At 62.5% G+C, this 22410-nt stretch carries 19 protein-coding genes; 7 read left to right on the top strand and 12 right to left on the bottom strand.

What is annotated here, in order from left to right:
• Positions 1-15 precede the first annotated feature (15 nt).
• Together N5D53_RS25580 and pap are read right to left on the bottom strand one after the other, a co-directional pair.
• Positions 16-969 (bottom strand): DMT family transporter, encoded by a 954-nt coding sequence (locus N5D53_RS25580; RefSeq protein WP_279841024.1) that lies wholly within the window; start codon positions 967-969, stop codon positions 16-18.
• A gap of 291 nt (positions 970-1260) precedes the next feature.
• The gene (gene pap, locus N5D53_RS25575; protein ID WP_010952792.1) at positions 1261-2754 is read right to left on the bottom strand and encodes a polyphosphate:AMP phosphotransferase; all 1494 of its coding nucleotides are present in this window, start codon (positions 2752-2754) and stop codon (positions 1261-1263) included.
• 136 nt (positions 2755-2890) lie between these two features.
• Between pap and mnmC the strand changes: the two genes are divergently transcribed.
• From mnmC to N5D53_RS25550, 5 genes are all read left to right on the top strand, one after another.
• Positions 2891-4855 carry a bifunctional tRNA (5-methylaminomethyl-2-thiouridine)(34)-methyltransferase MnmD/FAD-dependent 5-carboxymethylaminomethyl-2-thiouridine(34) oxidoreductase MnmC gene (gene mnmC, locus N5D53_RS25570; RefSeq protein ID WP_266024547.1) on the top strand — a complete coding sequence of 655 codons (1965 nt, stop codon included), beginning with the start codon at positions 2891-2893 and terminating at the stop codon, positions 4853-4855.
• 130 nt (positions 4856-4985) lie between these two features.
• Positions 4986-6773: an N-acetylglutaminylglutamine amidotransferase gene (locus tag N5D53_RS25565; RefSeq protein WP_104962372.1), complete on the top strand. Its 1788-nt coding sequence runs from the start codon at positions 4986-4988 to the stop codon at positions 6771-6773.
• Positions 6774-6776: 3 nt separating this feature from the next.
• Positions 6777-8522, top strand: coding sequence for an N-acetylglutaminylglutamine synthetase (gene ngg / locus N5D53_RS25560; RefSeq protein WP_266024550.1), 1746 nt, complete (start codon positions 6777-6779; stop codon positions 8520-8522).
• Between the two features lie 206 nt (positions 8523-8728).
• Positions 8729-9913: an osmoprotectant NAGGN system M42 family peptidase gene (locus tag N5D53_RS25555; protein WP_104962374.1), complete on the top strand. Its 1185-nt coding sequence runs from the start codon at positions 8729-8731 to the stop codon at positions 9911-9913.
• A gap of 83 nt (positions 9914-9996) precedes the next feature.
• Positions 9997-10224, top strand: coding sequence for a YheU family protein (locus N5D53_RS25550; RefSeq protein WP_004575803.1), 228 nt, complete (start codon positions 9997-9999; stop codon positions 10222-10224).
• A 14-nt stretch (positions 10225-10238) separates the two neighbouring features.
• Here the strand turns inward: N5D53_RS25550 and csrA are convergent, their stop codons facing one another.
• Both csrA and N5D53_RS25540 read right to left on the bottom strand, forming a co-directional pair.
• Positions 10239-10418 carry a carbon storage regulator CsrA gene (gene csrA / locus N5D53_RS25545; RefSeq protein WP_004575804.1) on the bottom strand — a complete coding sequence of 60 codons (180 nt, stop codon included), beginning with the start codon at positions 10416-10418 and terminating at the stop codon, positions 10239-10241.
• 120 nt (positions 10419-10538) lie between these two features.
• The gene (locus N5D53_RS25540; protein WP_190870056.1) at positions 10539-11348 is read right to left on the bottom strand and encodes an SDR family oxidoreductase; all 810 of its coding nucleotides are present in this window, start codon (positions 11346-11348) and stop codon (positions 10539-10541) included.
• A gap of 206 nt (positions 11349-11554) precedes the next feature.
• Between N5D53_RS25540 and N5D53_RS25535 the strand changes: the two genes are divergently transcribed.
• Positions 11555-11707 (top strand): DUF3309 family protein, encoded by a 153-nt coding sequence (locus tag N5D53_RS25535; protein WP_003252624.1) that lies wholly within the window; start codon positions 11555-11557, stop codon positions 11705-11707.
• 73 nt (positions 11708-11780) lie between these two features.
• Here N5D53_RS25535 and N5D53_RS25530 read toward each other — a convergent pair whose 3' ends face one another.
• From N5D53_RS25530 to N5D53_RS25495, 8 genes are all read right to left on the bottom strand, one after another.
• The gene (locus tag N5D53_RS25530; protein WP_104962376.1) at positions 11781-12944 is read right to left on the bottom strand and encodes a hypothetical protein; all 1164 of its coding nucleotides are present in this window, start codon (positions 12942-12944) and stop codon (positions 11781-11783) included.
• 11 nt (positions 12945-12955) lie between these two features.
• Positions 12956-13729: a hypothetical protein gene (locus N5D53_RS25525; RefSeq protein ID WP_064491538.1), complete on the bottom strand. Its 774-nt coding sequence runs from the start codon at positions 13727-13729 to the stop codon at positions 12956-12958.
• Between the two features lie 54 nt (positions 13730-13783).
• Positions 13784-16252, bottom strand: a complete 2469-nt coding sequence (locus tag N5D53_RS25520) for a CS1-pili formation C-terminal domain-containing protein (protein ID WP_190870055.1) — start codon at positions 16250-16252, stop codon at positions 13784-13786.
• Positions 16253-16326: 74 nt separating this feature from the next.
• Complete coding sequence (locus N5D53_RS25515; protein WP_104962378.1) at positions 16327-16818, bottom strand: CS1 type fimbrial major subunit; 492 nt, start codon at positions 16816-16818, stop codon at positions 16327-16329.
• Between the two features lie 68 nt (positions 16819-16886).
• On the bottom strand, positions 16887-17372 hold the full coding sequence (locus N5D53_RS25510; RefSeq protein ID WP_104962379.1) for a hypothetical protein: 486 nt from the start codon (positions 17370-17372) through the stop codon (positions 16887-16889).
• A gap of 155 nt (positions 17373-17527) precedes the next feature.
• Positions 17528-19192 (bottom strand): cation acetate symporter, encoded by a 1665-nt coding sequence (locus tag N5D53_RS25505; protein WP_012053405.1) that lies wholly within the window; start codon positions 19190-19192, stop codon positions 17528-17530.
• Positions 19189-19500 carry a DUF485 domain-containing protein gene (locus tag N5D53_RS25500; protein WP_010952786.1) on the bottom strand — a complete coding sequence of 104 codons (312 nt, stop codon included), beginning with the start codon at positions 19498-19500 and terminating at the stop codon, positions 19189-19191. Before N5D53_RS25500 ends, N5D53_RS25505 begins: the two co-directional genes overlap by 4 nt.
• A 205-nt stretch (positions 19501-19705) precedes the next feature.
• A complete protein-coding gene (locus N5D53_RS25495) occupies positions 19706-20566 on the bottom strand; it encodes a glycine betaine ABC transporter substrate-binding protein (protein ID WP_014592048.1) in 861 nt (286 codons plus the stop codon).
• 197 nt (positions 20567-20763) lie between these two features.
• Between N5D53_RS25495 and N5D53_RS25490 the strand changes: the two genes are divergently transcribed.
• Positions 20764-22329, top strand: coding sequence for a beta (1-6) glucans synthase (locus tag N5D53_RS25490; protein WP_190870054.1), 1566 nt, complete (start codon positions 20764-20766; stop codon positions 22327-22329).
• The last annotated feature ends 81 nt before the right edge of the window (positions 22330-22410 follow it).

Below are 22410 nucleotides of genomic sequence, written 5' to 3'. Positions count from 1 at the left end.
AGGCAATCGACAGACCTAGGCCAACCGCGCCCTGCGGGCCCGCCAACCCGCCACCAGCGAGGGCCCCAGCGCCACCAGCGCCGAACCGAACACCACCGTGACCGCCCCCAAATAGCCAAGGGCATTGATGTCCTCGGCATGCACATACTCAGGCCACACCCATGCTGCCAGCGCTACCGCAACAAAGGTCACCAGCGGGGTCAGCGCCAACGTGGCACTTACCCGCGACGCCTCCCAGTGCGCCAGCGCTTCGGCGAACGCGCCGTAAGCCACCAGGGTGTTCAGGCAACAGGCCAGCAGCAGCCAGCCTTGCACCGGGGTCAGTTGCAAGGCCTCCAGCGGGTGCACCCAAGGTGTCAGCAACGCAGCGCAGCTGAGGTAGATCACCATCATCACCTGCTGCGAGTGCCACACGGTCAGCAACTGCTTCTGGCTCAGGGCGTAGAACACCCAGATGCTGGTCGCCAGCAAGATGGTCAACACGCCGGTGGTGTAGGTACCCAGCGAAGTCAGCAGCTCTTCCAGGCGCTGGTTGAAGAACAGGCCAAAGCCTGCCAGCATCACCAACAGGCCCATGCCCTGCCCCACACTCAAGCGCTCGCGGAACACGAACACGCTGGCCACCAGCAACAGCACCGGGCCGATCTGTACCACCAGTTGTGCAGTGCCCGGGCTAAGCAGTTTGAGACCGATCAGGTAGAGCACGTAGTTGCCCATCAGGCCGAGCACCGCAACCAGCACCAGGCCCCTGGCCCTGGGCGCCAGCTTGTGTATGGACGGCAAACGCCGCTGAGCCGCCAGCCAGGCGAACAGCAGGCCGCCGGAGACCAGCAGGCGGTACCAGGTGACAGTGATCGGATCGACTACTTGCAGTACCTGCTTGAGCTTGATCGGCAGGATGCCCCAGAGCAGCGCTGTCAGAAGTGCCAGGAACAGCCCATAGCCCCAGCGGCCAGAAGTGGTGTGCATAAAATCCTCGATCAAGCCCGTGGTGGGGGTTGTTGAATTCTACGGGGTTGGAGGACAGAGACGGTGGAGAGTGCCGAGAAAAGAATTCATCAGGTCATTCTTTTGGGGCATGGCTGGGGGGAGGTGTTGCCTGTGCTGGCCCTTTCGCGGGTAAACCCGCTCCTACGGGAGCGTGAGCTGCGCTCCGGTGTTGGATTTTTTGTCCAACATCCGGGGCGCAGCTCAGCGCGCGATCCCCGGTAGGAGCGGGTTTACCCGCGAAGAGGCCAGAACAGGCAACCTCACCTTCAGCTATTTCTTGTGCTTGGCAAACGCCGCCTCAAGCGCCTGGTTGATGGTCCGCACCACCTTCACCCGCGCCCAGCGCTTGTCATTGGCCTCCACCAGCGTCCAAGGGGCAATCTCGCTGCTGGTGCGGTCGACCATGTCACCCACCGCCTGGGAGTATTCGTCCCACTTGTCGCGGTTGCGCCAGTCATCCTCGGTGATCTTGTAGCGTTTGAACGGAATTTGCTCACGCTCTTCGAAGCGCTCCAGTTGGGTCTGCTGGTCGATCGCCAGCCAGAACTTGACCACCACCACGCCGGCATCCACCAACTGCTCTTCAAAGTCGTTGATCTCGCTATAGGCACGCATCCAGTCAGCGGGGCTGCAGAAGCCTTCCACCCGCTCCACCAGCACCCGGCCATACCAGGAACGGTCGAAGATGGTGAACTTGCCCCGTGCCGGGATGTGCCGCCAGAACCGCCACAGGTACGGCTGGGCGCGCTCTTCTTCGGTCGGCGCGGCAATCGGCACGATACGGTACTGACGCGGGTCCAGCGCCGCCGCCACGCGGCGGATGGCGCCCCCCTTGCCGGCGGCGTCGTTGCCTTCGAACACCGCCACCAGGGCGTGCCGGCGCATGCGCTTGTCGCGCAGCAGGCCGGCCAGACGGGCCTGTTCGGTGATCAACTGTTCCTGATAGTCGGCCTTGTCCAGGCGCAAGGTCATGTCCAGGGCGCCAAGCAGGCTGCGGTCGTCGATGCTGCGGCCCAATGGAGCCACGTTGCCCTGGTGCTTGCCCTTGGGATTGTGGGCCAGCGCGGCTTGCAGGCTTTCCAGCAGAATGCGCCCCACCGCCAGGCTGCGGTAATTCGGGTCTACCCCTTCGATGATGTGCCATGGCGCATAGTCGCGGCTGGTGCGGCGCAGCACGCGCTCGCCAAAGCGCACGAAGCGGTCGTAGGTTTGCGACTGCTGCCAATCCAGCGGGCTGATCTTCCAGCTGTGCAGCGGATCGTCCTTGAGCGATTTCAGCCGTGCCTTCATCTGCTTCTTGGACAGGTGGAACCAGAACTTGATGATCAGCGCACCTTCATCGCACAGCATCTCCTCCAGGCGTTCGGCACCGGTAATGGCCTGATCGAGCACGGCATCCTTGAACACCCCGTGCACCCGCCCCTGCAGCATCTGGCTGTACCAGTTGCCAAAGAACACACCCATTCGCCCCTTGGGTGGCAAGGCCCGCCAATAGCGCCAGGCGGGTGGGCGGGCCAGCTCTTCGTCGGTCTGCTGGTCGAAGGTGAGCACATCGATCATGCGCGGGTCCATCCACTCGTTGAGCAGTTTTACCGTCTCACCCTTGCCGGCGCCTTCAATGCCGTTGATCAGCACGATCACTGGAAAACGCGCCTGCTGCTTGAGTTCGTACTGGGCTTCGAGCAGGGCCTCGCGTAAAGCGGGTACCTCGGCGTCGTAAGCCTCCTTGTCGATGCTGTGGCCGATTTCGGCAGATTCGAACATGCACTGGCTCCTTCAATGGATAAGCAAGACTAGCGGATTTCATTTCGGCCTGTATTGACCTCTTCACCAATGAACGCGCTCCCACAGCTCAGCCGGATGGCATAAAATCCCGCCATCCGCTGCAACCGAGCCCACCATGCCCACCCTCCTCCAGCACGCCCAGATCGACTGGGACGACCAGGGCCGCCCCCATTCGCGGCACTATGACGACGTTTATTTCGCAGTCAACGAAGGCATCGAAGAAACCAAGCACGTGTTCCTCGGCCAGACCCGCCTGGCCGAGCGTTTTGCCAACCTGGCGCCGCACGCCTGCACGGTGATCGGCGAAACCGGTTTTGGCACCGGCATGAATTTTTTCTGCGCCTGGCAGCTGTTCGACCAGCACGCACACAGCGACGCGCGCCTGCACTTCGTCAGCGTCGAGAAGTACCCCCTCGACCACGCCGACATGGCCCGCGCAGTGCGCCTGTGGCCTGAACTGGCCGCCTATACCGAGCCGCTGCTGGAGCAATACGTGGCGGTGCACCCGGGCTTTCAGCAGTTCACCTTCGCCGGTGGCAGGGTCACCCTGACCCTGTTGATAGGCGATGTGCTGGAACAGCTGCCGCAACTCGATGCGCAAATCGATGTGTGGTTCCTCGACGGCTTCGCCCCCGCCAAGAACCCCGACATGTGGACTCCGGAGCTGTTTGCACAACTGGCGCGGCTATCGCATCCGGGCACGGTGCTGGGTACCTTCACCACCACCGGCTGGGTACGTCGCAGCCTGGTCGAAGCCGGCTTCGCCATGAAGAAGGTGCCAGGCATCGGCAAGAAGTGGGAGGTGATGAGCGGCGCCTACGTCGGCCCCCTGCCCGGCCCATGCGCGCCTTGGTACGCGCGCCCCGCTGTGCCACAGGGGCCGCGCGAGGCGCTGGTGGTCGGTGCCGGACTTGCCGGCAGCAGCAGCGCCGCCAGCCTGGCCCGGCGCGGCTGGCAGGTAACCGTGCTGGAGCGCCACGAAGCCCCCGCCCAGGAGGCTTCGGGCAACCCGCAAGGGGTGCTGTACCTCAAGCTGTCTGCCCATGGCACCGCACTGTCGCAGATGATCCTGTCCGGGTTCGGCTACACCCGGCGCCAGCTGCAGCGCTTGCAGCGTGGCCGTGACTGGGATGCCTGCGGGGTGCTGCAACTGGCTTTCGACAGCAAGGAGGCCGAACGCCAGGGCAAGCTGGCTGCCGCCTTCGACCCCGGCTTGTTGCACTGCCTGGCGCGCGCCGAGGCCGAAGCCATCGCCGGCGTGGCGTTGCCTGGCGGCGGGTTGTTCTACCCCGAAGGTGGCTGGGTGCACCCGCCGGCGCTGTGCCAGCAGCAGTTGCAGCACCCTGGTATTCATTTGGTGACGCACCAGGAAGTGCTCGAACTGCGCAAAGTGGATGAACAGTGGCAAGCCTGGGCTGGCGACCAGCTGTTAGCCCGCGCTCCAGTGGTGGTCCTGGCCGGCGCGGCGGATGTGCTGCGCTTCGAACCTTGCGCGCAGTTACCACTCAAGCGCATCCGCGGGCAGATCACCCGCTTGCCGGCCACCGCCAGCAGCCAGGCACTGCGCACCGTGGTGTGCGCGGAAGGCTATGTGGCACCGCCGCGCGAGGGTGAACATACACTGGGCGCCAGTTTTGACTTCCATAGCGAAGACCTTGCGCCAACAGTGGCCGAGCACCAGGGCAACCTGGCGCTGCTGGACGAAATTTCCGTCGATCTGGCGCAACGGCTGGCTGTGGCTGAACTGGACCCCGAGCAATTGCAGGGACGTGCTGCGTTCCGTTGCACCAGCCCGGATTACCTGCCGATCGTCGGCCCCATCGCGGACGGGCAGGCGTTTGCCGAAGCCTATGCAGTACTGGGCCGGGATGCGCGGCAAGTACCGGATGTGCCCTGCCCTTGGCTGGGCGGGTTGTATGTGAACAGCGGGCATGGCTCACGCGGGTTGATCACGGCGCCGTTGAGTGGCGAGCTGGTGGCGGCCTGGGTATGTGGGGAACCGCTGCCATTGCCGCGGGCGGTGGCGGAGGCTTGCCATCCGAACCGGTTTGGATTGCGCCGGTTGATCCGGGGGAAATGATTGCATCAGGTTGCCTGCCCGGCCACATATAACCAAACATTCTAAAACTCTCGAAAAGCACATAGGTCAGTTCCTTAAGGTGCCCTAATCCGGGGCATCACCTCCCCAACGGAAAAACCGGTAAGGACTTATGTGCGGATTAGCAGGAGAGTTACGTTTCACCCCCATCGACCAAGCCCCTCGCCCAGCCGACCTGGCTGCGGTAGAGCGCATTACCCATCACCTGGCCCCGCGAGGCCCGGATGCCTGGGGCTTCCATAGCCAGGGCCCGATCGCCCTGGGCCATCGGCGCCTGAAGATCATGGACCTGTCCGACGGCTCGGCGCAGCCGATGGTCGACAATACGCTGGGCCTGTCGCTGGCCTTCAACGGTGCCATCTACAACTTCCCCGAACTGCGCGAGGAACTGCAAGCGCTGGGCTACAGCTTCTGGTCCGACGGCGACACCGAGGTGCTGCTCAAGGGCTACCACGCCTGGGGCGCGGCGCTGCTGCCCAAGCTCAACGGCATGTTTGCCCTGGCCATCTGGGAGCGCGACAACCAGCGCCTGTTCCTGGCCCGCGACCGCCTGGGCGTCAAACCCCTGTACCTGTCGCGCAACGGCGAGCGCCTGCGCTTTGCCTCGACCCTGCCGGCACTGCTCAAGGGCGGCGACATCGACCCGATGCTCGACCCGGTGGCCCTCAACCACTACCTGAACTTCCACGCCGTGGTACCGGCACCACGCACCCTGCTGGCCAATGTGCAGAAGCTGGAGCCCGGCACCTGGATGCGCATCGACCGCCATGGCGAAGTGGAACGCCAGACCTGGTGGCAGCTGAAGTACGGCCCCAACCCGGACGAGCGTGAACTTGATCTGGAAGGCTGGACCACTCGCGTACTTGACGCCACGCGCGACGCCGTGGCAATCCGCCAACGGGCAGCCGTCGATGTGGGTGTGTTGCTGTCCGGCGGCGTCGACTCCAGCCTGCTGGTCGGCTTGCTGCGCGAAGTGGGCGTTGACGACCTGTCGACCTTCTCCATCGGCTTTGAAGATGCCGGCGGCGAGCGCGGCGACGAGTTCCAGTATTCGGACCTGATCGCCAAACACTACGGCACCCGTCACCACCAGTTGCGCATTGCCGAACACGAAATCATCGACCAGTTGCCGGCCGCCTTCCGCGCCATGAGCGAGCCGATGGTCAGCCACGACTGCATCGCCTTCTACCTGCTGTCGCGGGAAGTGGCCAAGCACTGCAAGGGCGTACAGAGCGGCCAGGGTGCCGATGAGCTGTTCGCCGGTTACCACTGGTACCCGCAGGTGGACGGCGCCGACGATGCCTATGCGGCCTACCGTGAGGCGTTCTTCGACCGCAGCCACGCCGAATACCGCGACACCGTGCAGGCACCCTGGCTGCTGGAAACCGACGCCGCCGGCGACTTCGTGCGCGAACACTTCGCGCGCCCCGGCGCACCGGCTGCCGTGGACAAGGCGCTGCGCCTGGACAGCACCGTGATGCTGGTCGACGACCCGGTCAAGCGGGTGGACAACATGACCATGGCCTGGGGCCTGGAGGCGCGTACGCCGTTCCTCGATTACCGCCTGGTGGAACTGTCGGCACGCATTCCCGCCCGCTTCAAGCTGCCCGACGGCGGCAAGCAGGTGCTCAAGCAGGCAGCGCGACGGGTGATCCCGCATGAGGTGATCGACCGCAAGAAGGGTTACTTCCCGGTACCGGGCCTGAAGCATCTGGAAGGTGCCACCTTGGGCTGGGTACGCGAACTGTTGACCGACCCCAGCCAGGACCGAGGGTTGTTCAACCCGGCCATGCTCGACCGCCTGCTGAGCAACCCACACGGCCAGCTGACGCCATTGCGCGGCTCCAAGCTGTGGCAACTGGCGGCGCTGAACCTGTGGCTGAGCGAACAAGGAATCTGACCGATGAAAGCCCATGAAATCGCTTATGGTCAGCGCCTGCTGCGCGGCCAGGCGCCGTCCTACGAGCGCCTGCAAGCGCGCCTGGCCGGCGACGGCAGCCAGCCTCACGACCAACCGCGTGCCGTGCACTGCGGCTGGGGCCGGCTGCTGATAGGCCACACCTACCCCGACCCGGCTTCCCTGGCCGAGGATCTGCTCGACGAGCACCCGGGCGAACGCGACATCGCCCTGTACGTGGCCGCACCGCAGCAGGTGCTGGCCCAGGCCCCCCAGCAGCTGTTCCTCGACCCGTCCGACACCCTGCGCCTGTGGTTCACCGACTACCGCCCGGCGCAGCGGGTATTTCGCGGCTTCCGCGTGCGCCGGGCACAGAACCCCGCCGACTGGCAGGCGATCAACACGCTGTACCAGGCGCGCGGGATGCTCCCCGTCGACGCCGAGCTGCTTACCCCCCGGCACTTGGGTGGCCCGGTGTATTGGCTGGCAGAGGACGAAGACAGCGGCGCGATTATCGGCAGCGTCATGGGCCTGAACCACACCAAGGCGTTCGATGACCCCGAGCATGGCAGCAGCCTGTGGTGCCTGGCGGTGGACCCACACTGCACCCGCCCCGGCGTGGGTGAAGTGCTGGTGCGCCACCTGATCGAACACTTCATGAGCCGTGGCCTGGCCTACCTGGACCTGTCAGTGCTGCACGACAACCGCCAGGCCAAGCGCCTTTACCAGAAACTGGGTTTTCGCAACCTGCCCACCTTCGCAGTCAAGCGCAAAAACGGTATCAACGAGCAACTGTTCCTCGGGCCTGGCCCGCAAGCCGACCTCAACCCCTACGCACGCATCATCGTCGACGAGGCGCTGCGCCGGGGCATCGAAGTGCAGGTGGACGACGCCGCTGGCGGCCTGTTCACCCTGAGCCTGGGCGGGCGGCGCATTCGCTGCCGGGAATCGCTCAGCGACCTGACCAGTGCCGTGACCATGACCCTGTGCCAGGACAAACGCCTGACCCAGCACGCCCTGCACAACGCCGGGCTGCAGGTGCCCGCGCAACAGCTGGCGGGCAATGCCGATGACAACCTGGCGTTTCTCGAAGAGCATGGCGCGGTGGTGGTCAAACCGGTCGATGGCGAGCAAGGCCAGGGCGTGGCGGTGAACCTGACCTGCATCGACGACATCACCCGTGCCGTGGCGCATGCCCGCCAGTTCGACAGCCGCGTGCTGCTGGAAAGCTTCCATGCCGGGTTCGACCTGCGCATCGTGGTGATCGGCTACGAGGTGGTGGCCGCCGCCATCCGCCACCCGGCGCAGGTGCTGGGCGACGGTAAGCACAGCGTGCGCCAGTTGATCGAAGCCCAGAGCCGTCGCCGCCAGGCCGCCACCGGTGGCGAAAGTCGCATTCCGCTGGACGACGAAACCGAGCGCACCTTGCGCGCAGCGGGCGTTGGCTATGACGACGTGTTGCCGGCCGGCCAGCGCCTGGCCGTGCGGCGTACAGCCAACCTGCACACCGGCGGCACCCTGGAGGACGTCACCGAAAGCTTGCACCCGGTGCTGGCCGATGCTGCCGTGCGTGCGGCACGGGCACTGGAAATTCCGGTGGTGGGGTTGGACTTCATGGTGCGTGATGCCGGGCAGCCGGAGTACGTGATCATCGAGGCCAACGAACGTGCTGGCCTGGCCAACCATGAACCGCAGCCCACGGCCGAGCGTTTTATCGACCTGCTGTTTCCCCATAGCCGGCCTTTGGCGTAAACCCGTGCCGGCCTCTTCGCGGGCAAGCCCGCTCCCACAGGGATATCACCGCCCTTGAAGGTGGCGCAGTACCTGTAGGAGCGGGTTTACCCGCGAAGGCAGCGCTGCACCTGTAGGAGCGGGTTTACCCGCGAAGACGGCGCTGTACCCGTAGGAGCGGGTTTACCCGCGAAGAGGCCGGCACAGGAGTAAAGGAGTCCCCAACCATGTCCGAGCAACACCCCGAACCCGATCTCGACTACCTCAAACGCGTGCTGCTGGAAATGCTCGCCATCCCCAGCCCCACCGGCTTCACCGACACCATCGTGCGCTACGTGGCCGAACGCCTTGACGAACTGGGCATCCCCTTCGAGCTGACCCGCCGCGGCACCATTCGCGCCACCCTCAAAGGCCGGCAGGCCACCCCCGACCGCGCCGTCTCTGCCCACCTGGATACCATCGGCGCCAGCGTGCGTCAGTTGCAGGACAATGGCCGCCTGGCCCTGGCGCCCGTCGGCTGCTGGTCCAGCCGTTTTGCCGAGGGCAGCCGGGTTAGCGTGTTCACCGATACCGGGGTATTCCGTGGCAGCGTGCTGCCGCTGATGGCCAGCGGGCATGCCTTCAACACGGCGATCGACCAGATGCCGATCAGCTGGGACCACGTGGAAGTGCGCCTGGATGCCTACTGCGCCACCCGCGCCGACTGTGAGGCACTGGGCGTAAGCATTGGTGATTTCGTGGCCTTCGACCCCCTGCCCGAGTTCACCGAAAGCGGCCACATCAGTGCCCGTCACCTGGACGACAAGGCTGGCGTAGCGGCATTGCTGGCGGCATTGAAGGCCGTGGTGGAAAGCGGTCGCCAGCCGCTGATCGACTGCCACCCGCTGTTCACCATCACCGAGGAGACCGGCTCGGGTGCAGCCGGCGCCCTGCCCTGGGACGTCAGCGAGTTCGTCGGCATCGACATCGCCCCGGTGGCGCCTGGGCAGGCTTCCAGCGAGCATGCGGTCAGTGTGGCCATGCAGGACTCGTCGGGGCCTTACGACTACCACCTGTCCCGGCACCTGCTGAAACTGGCCGGCGACCATGACTTGCCGGTGCGGCGCGACCTGTTCCGCTATTACTTCAGCGATGCCCATTCGGCGGTGACTGCCGGGCATGATATTCGTACCGCGCTGGTGGCCTTTGGTTGCGATGCCACCCATGGTTACGAGCGCACCCATATCGACAGCCTGGCAGCGCTGAGCCGGTTGTTGTCAGCCTACCTGCTGAGCCCGCCCGTATTTGCCAGCGACTCGCAGCCGGCCAATGCATCGCTCGAGCGCTTCAGCCACCAGCTGGAGCATGATGCACAGATGGAGAGCGACACGCGGGTACCGGCCGTGGACAGCCTGGTCGGAAACAAAGGCTAAACGCACTTGGGGCTGCAAAGCGGCCCCAACACCTCGAATGTTTCGCGTAGCATGCCCATACCTATTTCAGACACCGCCCGACCATGCTGATCCCCTACGACCAATTGCAAGCCGAAACCCTGACCCGCCTGATCGAGGACTTCGTCACCCGCGACGGCACTGACAATGGCGACGACACACCGCTGGAAACCCGCGTGCTGCGGGTACGCCAGGCATTGGCCAAAGGCCAGGCTTTCATCCTGTTCGACCTGGAAAGCCAGCAATGCCAGTTGCTGGCCAAGCATGATGTGCCCCGCGAGCTGCTCGAATAGCAGGCCAGGCCTCTTCAGGCCTTGCTCTGCTTGGACGCCTTGATGCGCTTGTAAACTTCGGCTCGATGCACCGGCACCTCACGCGGAGCAGCCACACCAAAGCGCACCACGCCGTCCCGGGTCTCTACCACCATGATCCGGATGTCATCGCCAATCACGATGACCTCCCCTACTTCGCGCCCTATTACCAGCATGTTCCGATCCTCCTGCGAAAGGGAAAACCGGAGCCTGCCCCGTAGGTATTCAGCTACTCAATAGCTCCACTACGATTCAGAAGCCTCTTACACTTTTGAGTAACTTCTCCTACAGACCAATCATCGCGACGGGGCTTTTGCCCGCATTTTCACCGCCATTTCGGCCATCTCGTCATACAGCCGCTCAGGGGCCTGGCGTTTCAGTTGCCAGGCCTGGCGCCCTGCCTCATGGGGCAGGATGAGGAACTCGCCTGCAGCGACCTGCTGATGGATATAGTCGGCAATGTCCGCCGCACTGATCGGCGAACCTTCGAGCAGCTTGCCCACCTGCGCCTTCATCGCCGGGTTCGGCCCGCGGAACGAGTCCAGCAGGTTGGTCTGGAAGAACGACGGGCACACCACGTGCACCGCCACCTCCACCTGACGCAACTCCACCAGCAGGCTTTCCGACAAGGCCAGCACACCGGCCTTGGCCACGTTGTAGTTGCTCATGCCCGGGCCCTGCATCAGTGCGGCCATCGAGGCGACGTTGATAATGCGCCCCTTGCTGCGCTCCAGCAGCGGCAGGAAGGCCTTGCAGCCCTTGACCACGCCCATCAGATTGACCGCGATCTGCCAGTCCCAGTCCTCTAGCGTCAGTTCGGCGAAGAACCCGCCCGAAGCGACGCCGGCGTTGTTGACGATCACATCGACCCCACCGAACTTCGCTTCGCAGGCCTGTGCCAGGGCCGTCAGCTGGCTATAGTCGCGCACATCGCAGCGCTGGACGAAGCCGTCGCCACCGGCCTGGCGAACCTGCTCCAGCGTTTCGCGCAGGCCGGTTTCGTTGACATCGGCCAATGCCAGGCGCCAGCCCTCACGGGCCCAGCGCAGGGCGATCTCGCGGCCGAGGCCAGACCCGGCGCCGGTGATCATGATGCGTTTTTGCATGGTCGCAGGCCTTGTTCTGACAGGTAGTCCGGAGAGTCTAATCAAGGCGTCGCCATCCGGGAGGATTCATCAGGGCAGTGAATGGGCGGGCATGATTGGGTAGACGGCTGCACGGGGATGGAATCTTTACCAACCCGCACCGGTCCGAATTATCGAGAGGCCAGCAATCTCAGGCTCTTGCCCCCTAATCACGCAAGGACTTTGACATGACCACGATCCTTATCATCATCCTGATTCTGCTGCTGATCGGTGGCTTACCGGTCTTCCCCCACTCGCGCAGCTGGGGCTATGGCCCTTCCGGCATAATCGGCGTGGTGTTGGTGATTCTGTTGGTATTACTGTTGCTTGGGATGATATGACGCGCTGCGGATAGCCACTTCAAACAGTCACGTGAGGTGAATGGCAAGCGGGTCACACCACCCGGTTGCCATTCTACAGGTTCGCATCGAACACCATTGTCACGACGGCCTGATACTCGATACCAGGCAACATGTCCTGTTTCTGGGTGTGGCCGCGAGGGTATACATGGAAATGCAACTGCCCTTGGCTGCCGGTCACACCCTCTGGCGGGACTTCCAGGCTCATGGCGTTCTCAGCTCCGCCAAAGGTCATTGCCTGCCGATAGAGCGAACGGCCATTGTAGGAAACCCCTGGCAAGGTCATGGCCAGGTACAGCGGTATGCCATGGCCCTTGGCCGACCGTAGATTGCACGTGCTATCCAGCCCGGTGCTGCACTGCGCCCAGACGTTGAATGGCCCACTGGCAGTCAGGCTGAAGCCCACGTCTTTTTCCAGTTTCTCTGCCACACCCCGTCCTCGGCTCCCAGGCCCGTGCGCCTGCTGCGGCACCAGTACCACCTGCTCGGAACCCGGCTCAAAACGCACCTCAAGGTCATGCACCACCTCCAGTTCGACGTTGATCGCCACTGAATCGGCCGTGAGCCCGGCGACCGTTCGGCTCGAACCCAGGCCAATATCCCTGTCGGGGCCTATCGAATAGACCACGCGCCCTCGGTACACGCCCGACTTCAAGCTCGCCGGCAAAGGCGTCTTCAGCCTGTAGCCCAGCGTAAGGTGACTCACATGGTAAGTGCTCGCATTCGCCGCGTTGAGGTTGGCCCAGCACCCGTTGCTGGCTGGCGACCACAGAAACAGGCGATGCGCCGCGCTCGCCAACGCAACCTGGCAACCACTCGAGTCCAGGCCCGTGCGCGCCGCAAGCGTAGGTGCCCCATCGTCCGAAGTTACCGCACCGCCCAGGTGGGTAATGGCAAAGTCCATGCTGACTTGCTCGCCGGTCTTGTCACGCACCATCAGTAGCGCAGTTGGCTGGACAGGGGCCGAGAGGTAGAAGCCATCGGTGCCTTCGCCATCGACTGTTTTCGAGTATTCGACCTCCACATCCAGCAGATCCTGCAGCGGATCGCCACAAAGCTGCGGCAACTGAGTACAGACAGGGGATGACCGGGGTGTCAGGTTTTCAAATTGCCGGGTCTCGCCGCGGTAACGCAGCTTGAGCGTAATGTCGGCCGCCTGCGCCCACGATGAGCCGAACACGCCAGACAGCAGTACCAGCATTGCACACTTGCGAAACATGCCCCTACCTCTCACTCTGCCTTGAAGTTCATGGCTTTGCGCGCATCGCCTTCCACCTGTTCGAAGCGGTATTCGACACCGGGCTTCTCGACGAACTCGCGCGTACGTCCAGGACGAAGATGGTGCTTGGCCGGAGGCTCACACTCGTCCTCGTTCAGCACACAGACCTGGACGTTGTCGAGCAGCACCGTGGCATTGCCCTCGTTGCGCACGGTCCATTTCCCACCGGCTCGCTCGATCGAGGTCTGATACCGCGTGGCAGCAGGCTTGGTAATCAAAATGGTGCCGTAGCCGGCCAGAAACTGCACACCGGCACTGAGTTCCTTGCGGTAAGCGTCAAGCTCCGTTTCATCCAGTGCGAAGCTGTCATCCTGTTCCGGCACCACCGGGACGAAGCGCAGCCGGTAGTAACGCTCCTGGTTTCGTTCACCGCGATACAGCAACCGCACGGCCTGCATGCCGCGTGCCGGGATGATCATCCGCGCAGGGCTCGCAACAACGCTGCGCTGGTCGAAGGGCAGCTCATCGACTTCCACCTCACGGGGTTCGGCCTGGCCGTCGTAGACCAGCTCCAGCACGCTGACCTTGACGAACGCTGTACTGTCCCCCCGGTTGTAGATGCGTTTGGCATAGGTGCCCTTGCCTGGCTCGAGGTAGTCATAGAGCGCGCCGACATCCAGCTGTGGCCCGGCCTGGGCAAACCACGGCAGCATCAGCGCAACGAACAACAAGGGTGACAAGTGAAATGTGAACCTGTGCATCTTCAACCTCTGTTTACTCAACATCCAATCCATCGACCCGGGAATCGGGCCCTCTACAGCGTCATGCCGAAAGCCGGCTCAGCCCACACTGGGCACACACCGCTGATCACCCACGATCAGCAGGTCATCCTCGCGATCAAAGTTGTCCGGCGGTAATGTCAGAAGGCAGCTACCTGCCGCGTCATGGCGAATTTCCAAGGTGGGCCGTGACTCACTCATTTCGACGTTGAAATAGCCATCCACCTCGACAACCGTGCGCCCGGCGTCATTGACCACATGCGCGCCGTGCAGTGGCTGGCCTTGCCCGTCGAGCAGCCGGCCAAACACGGTGACCGTTCGCATGACCTTCACTGTGTGGTACCCCACCCCACCGCGGTTGAGGTGATAGTCCACAGCGAGGGGTTGGATCTGTGCTGGCGGCACGTCCTTCGTGTCGAAGTCGAAGCGCACATGGCCAGACTTGAACGCCGTCACCGGCACGATATTGCGCCCGGGGTGCAGCACTGCACTCATGCCCTGGCCATCGTTGGCGCGCAGCTTCACACCGTGCAGATCGCTTCCGACATCGATGATCAAGCCGGCTTCGAGCGGCAGGTTGCTGCCCCCCATGGTCAGCTTCCCGGCGCCCAGCGCCAGGGTGCTTTCCAGGTTGAGGCCACCGCTGAGGTTATTGTTGAAAGAGGAACTCTGGGCATAGGCATCGCCCTGCAGCGCCTGGCTGTGGAACCGCCCATTGGCCGCCAGGCTGGTGCCATAGCCGTCGAGCGTCGCGCTGCCCCCCAGGCTGTGCACGGGGCCCAGGTCGACGTTCTGCCGATACCACAGCGAAGCGTAGGGGTCATTGCCTCCCTCACGCGAGGCGCGGCTACCCACATCGACCCCAAGCTGCCTGCCATCGCGCTCAAGCTTCATGCTTACAGCAACGTTGACGCCGCGGCTGCGGACACCGGCGCTGCTGCGCGTTCCAGGCCTGTCGAAAAGTGACAGGCGAACACTGCTCTGATGCCCCCGCAGTTTCCCGAAGAACGCCCAGCTCAGGTCGGCACCCAGGCCGCTTGCCGAGCCCGCACTGTGTTCCAGGCGCAGCGTCGCTGAACTGCGCGCGGTTACCCGCTGGTTGATCGAAAAAGCGGTGCGGCTGCGCACCTGGCGCTGGGAAGTATCGTCGCGACCGCTACTGCCAGGCTCCAGCCAGGTCTGGTTGTGGCTCAGCAACAACGAGCCCCAAGGGTGGGTGTAGGTCAACTGCAGATCGCCGCCGTTGCCCAGGCCCTGGGTCTGATTGAGGCTGGCGTATAGCTTGAACCGCTCATGCACGTCCCAGTCCAGCGAGGTCCCCAACTGCAGGTCAGCATCGACCTGTTGCACTGACAACCCCAGCACCGCAGCAGGATGCATCAGGTAGTTGGAAAGGGCGCCGAACACCGGGCTCTGTTCACGATTGCCATCCGAGTTGCTCAGCAGCTCGACCTGCTGGCCCAGGTACAGGTTGTAGCGCCAGCGGTTATCCATGTTCTGCCACCGGCTGGGCTTGTAGATGGACACTTCGCTGCGCGAGGTCTCCAGGCCGTCTTCGAGCAAACGCAGCTCCACATCATAGATGCCGCCGGGCAATACCCGCGTGTCGATCGCTTGCAAACCCGGCTGTACCGGCTGACTGTTGATCAGCGAACCATTGCGATAGATTTCGACGATACCCGGGCGGTTCGGCGTGACGTAGACGGGGATGGCGCTGGCTTGGCCATTGTCGACCAGCAGGCTGTCACTGCTGCCCAGCATCAAGCCAAGCGTGCTATCAGGGCGGCGCCCGAGTAGCGATGGCTGGCGCACCAGGCCTTGTGCGCCAGTGGAGAAGTAACCCAGCCGAAAGAAATGCTCTTCCTGCAGGCGCTCCGCGTAAAGCTGGTTCATGCGGTAACGCATATCGCCTTGCTCAGATGGGCTACGATCCACGCGTGCATCGGCAAGCGTCGTCCAATTATGCAGGTTGCCCTGACCGAGCAGGCCGATTCTGCCCGTGGTCTGATTGCCATCATTGACCAGGTTGAGCTGGTTACGCAGCAGCAACCCAGCGTCACTCTGCTCCGGGAGGCGGTGGAAGAGCGCGTCCTGCTCCCGCTTCTCGGCATTGGACGTCAGCAATGACAACTGGGAATTGGCCAGGCTGTAATGGATAGCCTGCAACCCGTCCGGGCAGTTTTGCAGGCAGTCGCCCAGCATGCGCCCGCCCTCCAGGCGCTGTTGCCATAACTGCCTGAGCGTGGCCGGCTCTGCGCTCTGCTCAGTGTCGGTAAACGTCAGCAACTGCACACGGTTATCACGGCTCAATACCACCATGGCATCACCGAGGTAGCGTTGATCAAGCTCCACTCGCACGGCAAGCGGCACATCGAAAAAGTGCGCCTCGAAGTCTTCTGGCAAACGCCCGAATGTATTCAGGTCAATGGCACTGGACGCGCGCTCGGCCAACACTTCGAGGGGCATAATGCAGGCAGCACCCAGCAGCCAGACAGCGAGTGCGCGGCCGGGTGCAGCAAACTGGAACATGATTCAATCCACTTCAACACCTGCCCCTACACTGGTAAACATCCAGTAAGTTGAGGCAGGCGGCACTGCTTCAATCAAAGGCTGGTGGAGGAAGTTTCAAACAACACGCTCACTGTCCCGGCATACTCACCCTTCAGATAACCATTGTCGGGCTTTATGGCCTTAAACGTAATGGGAAGATCATTGCCAGCTTTAGCATCTTCCGCGCTCATGACCTCCGCGGGCGTCAACTCCAACTTTTTATCCCCGACAGTGATGATAAGATCAATCTTCTGGTCGGTTTGTGGGTCTTGCAGCGATGCTGTGTGCAGCAGGTGGGCCTGAATAGCGCCGACATCACTCTGTGCCGAGAACTTTTCACTGACCGCCTTGAAGTCTTCGCGCTCCTGCTCATATTCAAGCGTCACGCCTTTCTCCAGCCAGTCCCCTACGGGGGCCACTGAAAAATCATTCCCGGGAATGATCGCCGTCACTGAAATACTCTGGGTGATCGGCTCAGGGGCGGACGCGACAGCGGCACCGGCAAACAATGCAAGGAACGGGACAGCCAATACATAGGATTTCACATCAAACTTCCTTTAACGGTTGCACATCAAATAGCGGGCGCCCTGGGGCGCCCGAATGAAATTGCGAATCAGGGCGCCCCTGTTTCAAACATCAAGGTGGCTTGCGTAGTGTAAGTACCAGGCATGCGAGTCGACGACGATTCCGCCATCGGATAGAACCTGAATTGAATGTTTTTTCCCTGAGCAGCTTCAGCAGCACTGATGATTTCAACCGGTGCCGTGCCCATTTTTTTGCGATTCAACATGATGTGGTATCGACGGGGCGCTACCGCACCGCCCACCCGTGTGAACCGATACTCCGAACGGTCTGTTTTCGCGTAAATCGGGCCGTAGGTGCTTTTTACAAACACCTCTTTTTCGATTTGCTTGAAGACGCCCCGGTCCGGGTCATATTCAGCCTGAAGTACGTCTTCCCACCAATTGCCAACCGAGTTCACCTGAAATTCAGGTGCCGACACGACAGCCTGGACACTGATGTCCTGCGGTATTTCCTTTGCCCCTGCAGCGCCCGCCACGCCAAGGAAAGCGAAGGTGATTAAACAGCGTAACTTCATTGAATATTCCCCAAATGTGCCGGCATCTATAGATGCACTTACGACATGAGGGAACTTTATGGGCAGAGCCTCACTATGTATGTAGGCTGTTTCTGACTGCATAAAATAAAAAACGCCCCGACAGGCGGGGCGTTTTTCAATGCAGGGGATTGACGTTAGTGCGAGACCGCCCCGCTGGCACCCAGGCCAGTCTGCGAACGCACGAACTGCGGGAAGAACAGCGCGCGCTCATCCTCAGCCGCCTTGGACTTGTCGGTGACCGAGAAGAACCAGATGCTGACGAAGGCAATGGCCATCGAGAACAGCGCCGGGTACTCGTACGGGTAGATTGCCTTCTCGTGGCCGAGAATCTGTACCCAGATGGTCGGGCCAAGGATCATCAGCGTCACCGCACTCACCAGGCCCAGCCAGCCGCCGATCATGGCACCGCGGGTGGTCAGCTTCTTCCAGTACATCGAAAGCAGCAGTACCGGGAAGTTGCAGCTGGCCGCAATGGAGAACGCCAGGCCGACCATGAAGGCGATGTTCTGCTTCTCGAACAGAATCCCCAGGCCGATCGCCAGCACACCCAAAGCGACAGTGGTGATCTTCGATACGCGGATCTCGTCCTTGTCGTTGGCTTTGCCCTTGCGCCAGACGCTGGCGTACAGGTCGTGGGACACTGCCGAGGCACCAGCCAGGGTCAGGCCAGCCACCACTGCCAGGATGGTGGCAAAGGCTACCGCCGAGATGAAGCCGAGGAACACACTGCCACCCACCGCATTGGCCAGGTGCACCGCGGCCATGTTGTTGCCGCCCAGCAGAGCGCCTGCGGCGTCCTTGAATTCCGGGTTGGTGCTGACCAGCAGGATCGCGCCAAAGCCAATGATGAAGGTGAGGATGTAGAAGTAGCCGATGAAGCCGGTGGCGTACAGCACGCTCTTGCGCGCTTCCTTGGCGTCACTGACGGTGAAGAAGCGCATCAGGATGTGCGGCAGGCCGGCAGTACCGAACATCAGTGCCAGGCCCAGGGAGAATGCCGAGATCGGGTCCTTGACCAGGCCACCGGGGCTCATGATCGCCTCGCCCTTGGCGTGTACCTTGATCGCTTCGGAGAACAGCGTGTTGAAGTCAAAGCCCACGTGCTTCATGACCATCAGCGCCATGAAACTGGCACCGGACAGCAGCAGCACAGCCTTGATGATCTGTACCCAGGTGGTGGCCAGCATGCCGCCGAACAGCACGTACAGGCACATCAGGATACCCACCAGGATCACCGCCACATGGTAGTCCAGGCCGAACAGCAGCTCGATCAGCTTGCCGGCGCCGACCATCTGCGCGATCAGGTAGAACGCCACCACGACCAGCGAACCGGAGGCCGACAGGGTGCGGATTTCCTTTTGCCCGAGGCGGTACGAGGCCACGTCGGCGAAGGTGTACTTGCCCAGGTTGCGCAAGCGTTCGGCAATCAGGAAAAGAATGATCGGCCAGCCAACCAGGAAGCCGATCGAGTAGATCAGGCCGTCGTAACCCGAGGTGAACACCAGCGCGGAAATACCCAGGAACGAGGCGGCCGACATGTAGTCGCCAGCAATCGCCAGGCCGTTCTGGAAGCCGGTGATCTTGCCCCCGGCAGCGTAGTAATCCGATGCCGACTTGTTGCGTTTGGAGGCCCAGTAGGTGATGCCGAGGGTGAAGGCGACGAAGGCCACGAACATGGCGATGGCGGAAACGTTCAGCGGTTGTTTCTGCACCTCGCCGGTCAGGGCATCGGCGGCCCACACGGCGGGTGCGAAGGCTCCGCAGGCCAGTACGGCCAGGGCTTTGGTTTGGCGAATCATTGTTGCGCCTCCTTCAGGATTTCCTTGTTCAGCTCATCGAATTCGCCGTTGGCGCGGCGTACGTAGATGGCGGTCAGGACGAATGCCGAAACGATCAGGCCGACGCCCAGGGGAATGCCCCAGGTAATCGATGACTCAGGACTGAGCTTGGCGCCCAGCACATGAGGACCGTAGGCGATCAGGAGGATGAAGGCGCAGTACAGGCCGAGCATGATCGCCGAGAGAATCCAGGCGAACCGTTCGCGTTTGGTGACCAGCTCCTTGAAACGGGGGCTGTTTTGTATCGAGAGGTAAATGCTGTCGTTCATTGTTTTTGTCCTAGCAGCACAGATACGGGATGGAACCCACACCCTTACTTTATGCTGCCGATGGACGCCAACCAGACGACCTTAGTCTTAGATGCAACGGTGTTTTACCGATTGCGTAACAAAGTAATGACCCGTTCGCGGGTAAACCCGCTCCTAGCAGGAGCGGGTTTACCCGCGAAGAAACCCTATTGGCCCTGGAAGGTTATTACTTGCCAGTCCACTCCTTCACACGATCAGGGTGCTTGGCGACCCAGTCCTTGGCGGCCGCTTCAGGCTTGGCCCCTTCCTGGATCGCCAGCATCACCTCGCCAATCTCGTCCTTGGACTGCCAGTTGAACTTCTTCAGGAACTCCGCCACTTCCGGTGCCTTGGTGGCCAGTTCCTTGCTGCCGATGCTGTTCACGGTTTCTGCCGCGCCATATACGCCTTTCGGGTCTTCGAGGAACTTCAGCTTCCACTTGGCGAACATCCAGTGCGGAACCCAGCCGGTCACCGCAATCGACTGCTGCTTGGCATAGGCACGGCCCAGTTCCGCAGTCATCGCCGCACCCGAGCTGGCCTGCAACTTGTAACTGGTCAGGCCATAGTCCTTGATCGCCTGGTCGGTCTTGAGCATCACACCGGAGCCTGCGTCGATGCCAACAATCCTGTCCTTGAAGCTGTTATCGGTCTTGAGGTCGGCAATGCTCACTGCCTTGACGTACTCGGGGACGATCAGGCCGATCTTGGCGTCCTTGAAGTTCGGGCCGTAGTCGACCACGTTGTCCTTGTTCTTGGCCCAGTACTCACCATGGGTCACCGGCAACCAGGCCGACAACATGGCATCGAGCTTGCCAGTTGCCACACCCTGCCACATGATCCCCGTGGCCACGGCCTGCAACTTCACGTCATAGCCGAGTTTTTGCTTGATTACTTCGGCGGCCACGTTGGTGGTCGCAACGCTGTCGGCCCAACCATCCACGTAACCAATGCTTACTTCTTTGGCCATAGCCTGTGCAGTGCTCATGGCCATTACCAGGGCGGTGCCCACACCCAGGAAACGTCGCATTTTCTTCAAAGTTGCCATCAAAGCATCCCCTCGTCAGGTCTTGGAGATTGCATCATCTTCCTGCAACACAAGTCGACCTGATCCAGCTGCGACCTGCACCCGCCCCATATGCGACAGCACTATGCCATTAGCGCCATCGGCCTGCCTCGGCCTGCGCGATCCTTGCATGCCAAAGGTTTGGCGCCGGGCTACTATCTAACCTTTTGTGCCAGACGATGGACCGCCACATGCCCAGTTGTAGCCGCCTGTTATTGCCGTTGTACCTGCTTGCCTGCCTGCTGGCCCTGGTCGGGCTGGGGGGGCTCTGGTACGGGCTGGGCAAGCCTGTGCACCTGCCCGATGCGGCCAGCCCTGCGCACAAGCTGCAATGCGCTTCGTACACGCCGTTTGACAAAGACCAGTCGCCTTACGACCAGCCGTTTCGCCTGCGCCCAGCGCGGATGGACGCCGACCTGGCGTTACTGGCCGAGCGGTTTCAGTGCATCCGTACCTATTCCATGAGCGGTCTTGAGGCAATCCCGGCGCTGGCACGCAAGCATGGGCTGAAGGTGATGCTGGGCGCCTGGGTGAACGCCCACCCGGCCGACACCGAGAAGGAAATCAACCTGCTGATCGCTGCTGCCAACGCCAACCCTGACGTGGTCAGCGCGGTGATCGTCGGCAATGAGACACTGTTGCGCAAGGAGGTGACCGGTGCCCACCTTGCCAAATTGATCGCGCGGGTGAAGAGCCAGGTCAAGGTGCCAGTGACCTACGCCGATGTGTGGGAATTCTGGCTGCAGCACCCGCAGGTGGCCCCGGCAGTGGACTTCCTGACCATCCATCTGCTGCCCTACTGGGAGGACGACCCGCGTGGCATCGACGATGCCTTGGCCCACGTTGCCGATGTGCGCCGGGTGTTCGGCACACGCTTCGCGCCCAAGGACATACTGATTGGCGAAACCGGCTGGCCCAGCGAAGGCCGCCAACGCGAAACGGCGGTGCCCAGCCGGGTCAATGAGGCGCGCTTCATCCGTGGCTTCGTGGCCATGGCCGAGCGCAATGGCTGGCACTACAACCTGATCGAAGCCTTCGATCAGCCCTGGAAACGCGCCAATGAGGGCGCGGTGGGTGGTTACTGGGGGCTATACGACGCGGACCGGCAGGACAAGGGCGTGCTCGAAGGGCCCGTGAGCAACCTGCATGACTGGCCGCAGTGGTTGCTGGCCAGCACCGTGCTGATGGTGATCATGCTGGTGCTGGCCGGGCGCCCCGCTACACCGATGGCCGCCTTGCTGCTGCCACTGCTGGCAGCGTTTGGCGCCGCTTGCCTGGGCCTGTGGGGCGAGTTGATGCGTACCCATGCGCGCTTTGCCGGGGAATGGTTGTGGGCACTGATGCTGGCCGGGCTGAACCTGTTGGTACTGGCCCACGCGTTGTTGGCGCTGACGCGGCGGGCCGGCTGGCGTGAACGCTTGTTCGCCTGGCTGCAGGAGCGAGCCGGCTGGCTGTTGCTGGCGGCGGGCTTCGCTGCGGCGGTGAGCATGCTGGCAATGGTGTTCGACCCGCGCTACCGCAGCTTCCCCAGCGCAGCGCTGGCGTTGCCGGCGCTGGTGTATGTGCTGTGGCCAGTGCGGGCGCGGCGGGCGGAGGTGGCGTTGCTGGCGTTCATCGTCGGCGCCGGGGTGGCGCCGCAGTTGTTCGTCGAAGGGCTGGAGAACCAGCAGGCCTGGGGCTGGGCGGTGGTGAGTGTGCTGATGACAGCGGCGTTGTGGCGAAGCTTGCGGATGCGCCAGGCTTGATACTGCATATTCCTCAAGCCCGGCGCGGACCTTGTGGGAGCAACTGTCTTGCTCAATTTCTGAAAGCTGGCGCGATTGGAC

It is taken from the genome of Pseudomonas sp. GD03862 (assembly GCF_029840855.1).
GTDB lineage: Bacteria > Pseudomonadota > Gammaproteobacteria > Pseudomonadales > Pseudomonadaceae > Aquipseudomonas > Aquipseudomonas alloputida.
This window is presented reverse-complemented; position numbering and strand designations above follow the sequence as displayed.

What these genes read in the sequence shown, in the direction of transcription:
- N5D53_RS25580 (WP_279841024.1), bottom strand. Translation starts at nt 969, where the DNA reads ATGCACACCACTTCTGGCCGCTGGGGCTATGGGCTGTTCCTGGCACTT.
- pap (WP_010952792.1), bottom strand. Translation starts at nt 2,754, where the DNA reads ATGTTCGAATCTGCCGAAATCGGCCACAGCATCGACAAGGAGGCTTAC.
- mnmC (WP_266024547.1), top strand. Translation starts at nt 2,891, where the DNA reads ATGCCCACCCTCCTCCAGCACGCCCAGATCGACTGGGACGACCAGGGC.
- N5D53_RS25565 (WP_104962372.1), top strand. Translation starts at nt 4,986, where the DNA reads ATGTGCGGATTAGCAGGAGAGTTACGTTTCACCCCCATCGACCAAGCC.
- ngg (WP_266024550.1), top strand. Translation starts at nt 6,777, where the DNA reads ATGAAAGCCCATGAAATCGCTTATGGTCAGCGCCTGCTGCGCGGCCAG.
- N5D53_RS25555 (WP_104962374.1), top strand. Translation starts at nt 8,729, where the DNA reads ATGTCCGAGCAACACCCCGAACCCGATCTCGACTACCTCAAACGCGTG.
- N5D53_RS25550 (WP_004575803.1), top strand. Translation starts at nt 9,997, where the DNA reads ATGCTGATCCCCTACGACCAATTGCAAGCCGAAACCCTGACCCGCCTG.
- csrA (WP_004575804.1), bottom strand. Translation starts at nt 10,418, where the DNA reads ATGCTGGTAATAGGGCGCGAAGTAGGGGAGGTCATCGTGATTGGCGAT.
- N5D53_RS25540 (WP_190870056.1), bottom strand. Translation starts at nt 11,348, where the DNA reads ATGCAAAAACGCATCATGATCACCGGCGCCGGGTCTGGCCTCGGCCGC.
- N5D53_RS25535 (WP_003252624.1), top strand. Translation starts at nt 11,555, where the DNA reads ATGACCACGATCCTTATCATCATCCTGATTCTGCTGCTGATCGGTGGC.
- N5D53_RS25530 (WP_104962376.1), bottom strand. Translation starts at nt 12,944, where the DNA reads ATGTTTCGCAAGTGTGCAATGCTGGTACTGCTGTCTGGCGTGTTCGGC.
- N5D53_RS25525 (WP_064491538.1), bottom strand. Translation starts at nt 13,729, where the DNA reads ATGTTGAGTAAACAGAGGTTGAAGATGCACAGGTTCACATTTCACTTG.
- N5D53_RS25520 (WP_190870055.1), bottom strand. Translation starts at nt 16,252, where the DNA reads ATGTTCCAGTTTGCTGCACCCGGCCGCGCACTCGCTGTCTGGCTGCTG.
- N5D53_RS25510 (WP_104962379.1), bottom strand. Translation starts at nt 17,372, where the DNA reads ATGAAGTTACGCTGTTTAATCACCTTCGCTTTCCTTGGCGTGGCGGGC.
- N5D53_RS25505 (WP_012053405.1), bottom strand. Translation starts at nt 19,192, where the DNA reads ATGATTCGCCAAACCAAAGCCCTGGCCGTACTGGCCTGCGGAGCCTTC.
- N5D53_RS25500 (WP_010952786.1), bottom strand. Translation starts at nt 19,500, where the DNA reads ATGAACGACAGCATTTACCTCTCGATACAAAACAGCCCCCGTTTCAAG.
- N5D53_RS25495 (WP_014592048.1), bottom strand. Translation starts at nt 20,566, where the DNA reads ATGGCAACTTTGAAGAAAATGCGACGTTTCCTGGGTGTGGGCACCGCC.
- N5D53_RS25490 (WP_190870054.1), top strand. Translation starts at nt 20,764, where the DNA reads ATGGACCGCCACATGCCCAGTTGTAGCCGCCTGTTATTGCCGTTGTAC.